Annotated in this window: 12 protein-coding genes; all 12 read right to left on the reverse strand. The window is 67.3% G+C overall.

The window, feature by feature from the left end; translation table 11 throughout:
• Positions 1-153: 153 nt before the first annotated feature.
• The 12 genes from rpsQ to tuf all read right to left on the reverse strand — a co-directional run bounded on the left by rpsQ (position 154) and on the right by tuf (position 6652).
• Positions 154-417, reverse strand: coding sequence for a 30S ribosomal protein S17 (gene rpsQ / locus H288_RS0119465; protein ID WP_020094254.1), 264 nt, complete (start codon positions 415-417; stop codon positions 154-156).
• Between the two features lie 21 nt (positions 418-438).
• A complete protein-coding gene (rpmC, locus tag H288_RS0119470; RefSeq protein ID WP_020094255.1) occupies positions 439-654 on the reverse strand; it encodes a 50S ribosomal protein L29 in 216 nt (71 codons plus the stop codon).
• Between the two features lie 12 nt (positions 655-666).
• On the reverse strand, positions 667-1080 hold the full coding sequence (rplP, locus tag H288_RS0119475) for a 50S ribosomal protein L16 (RefSeq protein ID WP_012319193.1): 414 nt from the start codon (positions 1078-1080) through the stop codon (positions 667-669).
• 11 nt (positions 1081-1091) lie between these two features.
• The gene (rpsC, locus tag H288_RS0119480) at positions 1092-1838 is read right to left on the reverse strand and encodes a 30S ribosomal protein S3 (RefSeq protein ID WP_012319192.1); all 747 of its coding nucleotides are present in this window, start codon (positions 1836-1838) and stop codon (positions 1092-1094) included.
• Positions 1839-1848: 10 nt separating this feature from the next.
• On the reverse strand, positions 1849-2235 hold the full coding sequence (gene rplV / locus H288_RS0119485; RefSeq protein WP_012319191.1) for a 50S ribosomal protein L22: 387 nt from the start codon (positions 2233-2235) through the stop codon (positions 1849-1851).
• Between the two features lies 1 nt (position 2236).
• Positions 2237-2515: a 30S ribosomal protein S19 gene (gene rpsS, locus H288_RS0119490; protein ID WP_012319190.1), complete on the reverse strand. Its 279-nt coding sequence runs from the start codon at positions 2513-2515 to the stop codon at positions 2237-2239.
• A gap of 5 nt (positions 2516-2520) precedes the next feature.
• Positions 2521-3357, reverse strand: a complete 837-nt coding sequence (gene rplB / locus H288_RS0119495; RefSeq protein ID WP_020094256.1) for a 50S ribosomal protein L2 — start codon at positions 3355-3357, stop codon at positions 2521-2523.
• Positions 3358-3382: 25 nt separating this feature from the next.
• A complete protein-coding gene (locus H288_RS0119500; RefSeq protein ID WP_020094257.1) occupies positions 3383-3679 on the reverse strand; it encodes a 50S ribosomal protein L23 in 297 nt (98 codons plus the stop codon).
• A complete protein-coding gene (gene rplD / locus H288_RS0119505) occupies positions 3676-4296 on the reverse strand; it encodes a 50S ribosomal protein L4 (RefSeq protein ID WP_020094258.1) in 621 nt (206 codons plus the stop codon). The genes H288_RS0119500 and rplD overlap by 4 nt, the downstream gene beginning before the upstream one ends.
• Complete coding sequence (gene rplC, locus H288_RS0119510; protein ID WP_020094259.1) at positions 4296-5021, reverse strand: 50S ribosomal protein L3; 726 nt, start codon at positions 5019-5021, stop codon at positions 4296-4298. Before rplC ends, rplD begins: the two co-directional genes overlap by 1 nt.
• Positions 5022-5072: 51 nt before the next feature.
• Positions 5073-5381, reverse strand: a complete 309-nt coding sequence (gene rpsJ, locus H288_RS0119515; protein WP_007569268.1) for a 30S ribosomal protein S10 — start codon at positions 5379-5381, stop codon at positions 5073-5075.
• An 80-nt stretch (positions 5382-5461) separates the two neighbouring features.
• Positions 5462-6652, reverse strand: coding sequence for an elongation factor Tu (tuf, locus tag H288_RS0119520; RefSeq protein WP_020093754.1), 1191 nt, complete (start codon positions 6650-6652; stop codon positions 5462-5464).

The following is a 6652-nucleotide window of genomic DNA, read 5'->3' on the forward strand; positions in this document are numbered from 1 at the left end:
AATCCGGCTCTCGCGAGTCGAATTGCGTCCGGGCGTTCGTCGTACCGGTCGCCGGGCATCCCCGGGATGGTCACCCCAAAGGAGGCACCATCCCGCGACGCCGCGGGCCGGGATCTGGCGGACGCGGAGACCGCAGCCGCCGGGATCCCGGGATCAGGCGGCCTCGCCGGCCTCGGCCTGGGCGGCCTCGCCCTCGACCAGCTTCCAGGTCTTGGTCTTGGAGAACGGACGGCACTCCTCGATGAACACCGTCTGCCCGACCTTGGCGACGTTGCCCTCGTCGTGCGCGTGGTAGTTCTTCGACCGCCGCACGGTCTTCTTCATCACCGGGTGCGTGAAGCGGCGCTCCACCTTCACCACGATGGTCTTCTCACCCTTGTCGCTGACGACGGTGCCCTGCAGGATGCGCTTCGGCATGGTTGTCTCCTAAAACCCGCCTCAGCCCTTGGCCTGCTGCAGCGTCTTGGAACGCTGCAGAGTCCGGACACGGGCGATGTCGCGACGGACCTCGCGGACGCGGGCGACGTTCTCGAGCTGGCCGGTGGCCCCCTGGAAGCGCAGGTTGAACTGCTCCTTCTTGAGGTTGATCAGCTCGTCATTCAGCTGATCCGGCGACAGCGCCTTCAGATCAGACAGTCTCTGGGTCGACTTCACGATATCCTCCGTTCAGTCGGCGATGCGCTGGACGACCCGCGTGCGGATCGGGAGCTTCGCGGCGCCGAGGCGGAGCGCCTCCTTGGCGATGTTCTCGGCAACGCCGTCGACCTCGAACATGATCCGGCCGGGATGGACCCGGGCCGCCCAGTAATCCGGGGCGCCCTTACCGGAGCCCATACGGACCTCGGTCGGCTTCGACGAGACCGGGACGTCCGGGAACACCCGGATCCAGACGCGGCCCTGGCGCTTCATCTCGCGGGTGATCGCGCGGCGGGCCGCCTCGATCTGGCGGGCGGTGACGCGCTCGGGCTCCACCGCCTTCAGGCCGAACTGGCCGAAGTTCAGCTCGAAGCCGCCCTTGGCCGCACCGTGGATGCGGCCCTTGAACTGCTTGCGGAAGCGGGTCTTTTTCGGTTGCAGCATGGCTTCCTACCTTACGCGTGCTCGCGCTCGCGGCGTCCGCGCTCGCGGCCGCCCTCGCCATCGCGCTCACGGCGTCCGCCGGAGCGGCCGCCCTCTTCCTGGGCCTTCTTGTCCTGGGCCATCGGGTCGTGCTCGAGGATCTCGCCCTTGAACACCCACACCTTGATGCCGCAGGTGCCGTAGGTCGTGAACGCCGTAGCGGTCCCGTAGTCGACATCGGCGCGCAGCGTGTGCAGCGGGACGCGGCCCTCGCGGTACCATTCCTGGCGGGCGATCTCGGCGCCGCCGAGACGGCCCGAGCAGTTGATCCGGATGCCCTCGGCGCCCAGACGCATGGCCGACTGCACGGCCCGCTTCATGGCACGCCGGAAGGCGACGCGGCGCTCGAGCTGCTGGGCGATCGAGTCGGCTACCAGGGTGGCGTCGATCTCGGGCTTGCGCACCTCGACGATGTTGATGGTCACGTCGGCCTTCGTCATCGTGCCGACGAGCTTGCGCAGCTTCTCGATGTCCGCGCCCTTCTTGCCGATCACCACGCCCGGACGACCCGAGTGGATGGTGACCCGGCACTTCCGGTGCGGGCGCTCGATGACGATCTTGGAGACCGCCGCCTGCTTGAGCTGCTTCATGAGGGCGGCGCGGATCGCGACGTCCTCGTGCATGAGCTTCGCGTAGTCGCCCTTGTTGGCGAACCAGCGGGAATCCCAGGTCCGGTTGATGCCGAGCCGGAGACCGATCGGGTTGACTTTCTGACCCATCAGATCCTCCTCAAGCCGCTTCGGCTTGGCGGACTTCGCGAACCACGATGGTGAGGTTCGAGAAGGGCTTCAGGATGCGCGCGCCGCGGCCGCGGGCGCGAGCGTGGAAACGCTTGAGAACCAGCGCCTTGCCCACGAAGGCCTGGGACACGACGAGGTCGTCGACGTCCAGGTCGTGGTTGTTCTCGGCGTTGGCGATGGCGCTCTCGAGGCACTTCTTGACCTCGGTCGAGATCCGCTTGCGCGAGAACTGCAACTCGGCGAGCGCCGTGTCGACCTTCTTGCCGCGGATCATCTGCGCCACGAGGTTGAGCTTCTGCGGGCTGACGCGCAGCATGCGCGCGACGGCCTTCGCCTCGTTCTCGGGGAGCGCGCGGGGGGTGGCTTGCTTGCCCATCTCAGCGCCTCTTCGCCTTCTTGTCGGCCGCGTGGCCCGGGAAGGTGCGGGTCGGCGAGAACTCGCCGAACTTGTGCCCGACCATCTCCTCGGTGACGTAGACCGGGATGTGCTTCTGCCCGTTGTGCACACCGAAGGTGAGCCCGACGAACTGCGGGAGGATCGTGGAGCGGCGGCTCCAGATCTTGATGACCTCGGAGCGCGAGGAGCCCCGCGCCGCCTCGGCCTTCTTGAAGAGGTAGCCGTCGACGAACGGCCCCTTCCAGAGAGAGCGTGCCATAGCGATTACTTCTTGCGGTTGTGGCGGCTGGACAGGATGAACACGTCGGTCCGCTTGTTGGACCGGGTCTTCTTCCCCTTGGTGGGCACACCCCAGGGCGTGACCGGGTTGCGGCCGCCCGAGGTGCGACCCTCGCCGCCGCCGTGCGGATGGTCGACCGGGTTCATCGCCACACCGCGGTTGTGCGGGCGCTTGCCGAGCCAACGGTTGCGCCCGGCCTTGCCGAGCGAAATGTTCATGTGGTCCGGGTTCGAGACCGCGCCGACGCTGGCGAAGCACTGGCCGTGGACCAGGCGCTGCTCGCCCGAGTTCAGGCGGAGCGTCACGTAGCCCTGGTCGCGGCCGACGATCTGCGCGTAGTTGCCGGCCGAGCGGGCGATCGCGCCGCCCTTGCCGATCTTCAGCTCGACATTGTGGACGATCGTGCCTACCGGCATCGAGCCGACCGGAGCGGCGTTGCCCGGCTTGATGTCGACGCTCTCGCCGGCCACCACCTTGTCGCCCGGCTGCAGGCGCTGCGGGGCCAGGATGTAGCTCTGCTTCCCGTCGGGGAAGTTGATCAGCGCGATGAACGCCGTGCGGTTCGGATCGTACTCGATCCGCTCCACCGTGGCGGCGACGCCGAGCTGCTCGCGACGCTTGAAATCGACGTTGCGCAGCACGCGCTTGTGGCCGCCGCCGCGGAAGCGGACGGTGATGCGGCCGAGATTGTTGCGGCCGCCGGAGGACGACTTGCCCTCCGTCAGCGCCTTCACCGGCTTGCCCTTGTAGAGCTCACGGCGGTCGACGAGCACGAGCTGGCGCAGGCTCGGCGTGACCGGTTTGAATGTCTTCAAGGCCATCGGCTTGGATCCCTAAATCCCGTCCTCAGAGCCCGGTCGTGACGTCGATCGAGTGGCCCTCGGCCAGGGTCACGATCGCCTTCTTCACGTCGGAGCGCTGTCCGCGGAGACCGCGGAAAATCTTCTTCTTACCCTTGGTGACAAGGGTGTTCACGGCCGTGACCTTCACGTCGAACAGCTTCTCGACGGCCTCCTTGATCTGAGGCTTCGTCGCCTTGGGGGCGACGCGGAAGACGACCTTGTTCTGCTCGGTCAGGTTGGTCGCCTTCTCGGTGATGACCGGGGAGACGACGATGTCGTAGTGGCGCGGATCGGCACTCATTTGAAACGCTCCTCCAGCGCGTCGACGGCAGCCTTCGTCAGGACGAGCGTGTCGCGGCGCAGGATGTCGTAGACGTTGATGCCCTGCACGGGCAGCACGTCGATCTGCGGGATGGCGCGGGCGGCCCGGCCGAAATTCACGTCGACCTCGGCACCGCCGATGATCAGCGCGTTCGAGAGGCCCATCTTGCCGAAGCGCTCGATGAGACCCTTGGTCTTGTGATCCTCGATCTTGATGTCGTCGACGACGATCAGGGTCGAGGCCTTGGCCTTGGCCGACAGGGCGTGGCGCAACGCCAGCGCGCGGACCTTCTTGGGCAGGTCGTGGCTGTGGTCGCGCGGCACGGGGCCGAAGGCGCGCCCGCCGCCGCGGAACTGCGGCGCCGAGGCCGCGCCGTGGCGGGCGTTACCGGTGCCCTTCTGCTTGTAGAGCTTCTTGCGGGTCCGGTTCACGTCCGAGCGGTTCTGCACGGCGTGGGTACCGGCGCGCCGCTTGGCGAGCTGCCAGCGGACCATGCGTTGCAGCAGGTCGGCGCGCGGCTCCAGGCCGAAGATCTCTTCGTTCAGCTCGACCGAGCCGGCGCCGGCACCGTCGAGGGTTTTGATATCGAGCTTCATCACGCGGTCTCCTCAGCCGCAGGGGCCTCGGTCGCCGGGGCGGAGGCGCCGTTCTCGCGGAACTTGCCCGGCAGCGGAACGTCGGCGGGGAGCTTGCGCTTCACCGCGTCGCGGATCTGGATCCAGCCGCCGGCGACGCCCGGGACCGCGCCCTCGACCAAGATCAGGCCGCGCTCGGGATCGGTGCGCACGACGCGCAGGTTCTGGGTGGTGACCCGCTCGACGCCGAGGTGACCCGGCATCTTCTTGTTCTTGAAGGTCTTGCCCGGGTCCTGGCGGCCGCCGGTCGAACCGATCGAGCGGTGCGAGATCGACACGCCGTGGGTGGCGCGCAGGCCGCCGAAGTTCCAGCGCTTGATACCGCCGGCGAAGCCCTTACCGGTCGTGGTGCCGGTGACATCCACGAACTGGCCGGGGATGAAGTGGTCCGCGGTGATCTCGGCGCCGACCGGGATCAGCGCGTCCTCGGACACGCGGAACTCGGCGAGCTTCTTCTTCGGCTCGACCTTGGCGACCGCGAAGCGACCCCGCTCGGCGGCCGAGACGTTCTTGACCTTGGCCTTGCCGACGCCGACCTGCAGCGCAACGTAGCCGTTCTTCTCGACGGTGCGGTGGGCAACCACCTGGCACTGATCGATCTTGAGCACGGTGACGGGGACATGCTCCCCCGCGTCCGTGAAGACGCGGGTCATGCCGACCTTCTGTGCGATGACGCCTGAGCGCATAGGTTCTCTCCCTCGCGCGATGAAACGGTAAGCTCTAAGTCCTCAGCGGACTCAGAGCTTGATCTCCACGTCCACGCCAGCGGCGAGGTCGAGCTTCATCAGCGCGTCCACGGTCTGAGGCGTCGGATCGACGATATCGAGCACCCGCTTGTGCGTGCGCATCTCGAACTGCTCGCGCGACTTCTTGTCGATGTGGGGCGAGCGGTTCACGGTGAACTTGGCGATGTGCGTCGGGAGCGGGATCGGGCCGCGGATGGTCGCGCCCGTACGCTTGGCCGTGGAGACAATCTCCTTGGTCGACGCATCGAGGATGCGGTGATCGAACGCCTTGAGGCGAATGCGGATGTTCTGACCGTTCATGATCCTGGAACCTTGAGAGGGACGGCGGGGTACGCGAGGCCTTCACCCCGCCGCGCCCTGCTAAGGATGCTTGCTCGAGCTCAGTCGTTGATGGCGGCGACGACGCCGGCGCCGACGGTGCGGCCGCCCTCGCGGATGGCGAAGCGCAGCTTCTCCTCCATGGCCACCGGCACGATCAGCGCCACGTCCATGGTCACGTTGTCGCCCGGCATCACCATCTCGGTGCCCTCCGGCAGCGTGCAGATCCCGGTCACGTCCGTGGTCCGGAAGTAGAACTGCGGCCGGTAGTTGGTGAAGAACGGCGTGTGGCGGCCGCCCTCCTCCTTGGTCAGGATGTACGCCTCGGCCTTGAACTTCGAGTGCGGCTTCACCGAACCCGGCTTGCACACGACCTGGCCGCGCTCCACGTCCTCGCGCTTCGTGCCGCGCAGCAGCACGCCGACGTTGTCGCCCGCCTGCCCCTGGTCGAGCAGCTTGCGGAACATCTCCACGCCCGTCACCGTCGTCTTGGTGGTCGCCCGGATGCCGACGATCTCGACTTCCTCGCCCACCTTCACGATGCCGCGCTCGACGCGACCCGTCACCACCGTGCCGCGGCCCGAGATCGAGAACACGTCCTCGATCGGCATCAGGAACGGCATGTCGATCGGACGCTCCGGCTGCGGGATGTAGCTGTCCACGGTCGCCATCAGCGCCAGGACCGCCTCCTTGCCGATCTTCGGCTCCTTGTCCTCGAGCGCCATCAGCGCCGAGCCCTTGGTGATCGGGATGTCGTCGCCCGGGAAGTCGTACTTCGACAGCAGCTCGCGCACCTCCAGCTCGACCAGCTCCAGGAGCTCCTCGTCGTCGACCATGTCGACCTTGTTGAGGAACACCACCAGCGCCGGGACGCCGACCTGGCGGGCCAGCAGGATGTGCTCGCGGGTCTGCGGCATCGGGCCGTCGGCCGCCGACACCACCAGGATCGCGCCGTCCATCTGCGCCGCGCCCGTGATCATGTTCTTCACGTAGTCGGCGTGGCCGGGGCAATCCACGTGCGCGTAGTGACGGTTCTGCGTCTCGTACTCCACGTGCGCCGTCGAGATCGTGATCCCGCGCGCCTTCTCCTCAGGCGCCTTGTCGATCTGGTCGTAGGCCGTGAACGTCGCCCCGCCCGTCTCGGCCAGGACCTTCGTGATCGCCGCCGTCAGAGACGTCTTGCCGTGATCGACGTGGCCGATCGTGCCAATGTTGCAGTGCGGCTTGGTGCGGGAGAACTTTTCCTTGCCCAT

The sequence above is a fragment of the Methylobacterium sp. 285MFTsu5.1 genome, from assembly GCF_000383455.1.
In the GTDB taxonomy this organism is placed as follows: domain Bacteria; phylum Pseudomonadota; class Alphaproteobacteria; order Rhizobiales; family Beijerinckiaceae; genus Methylobacterium.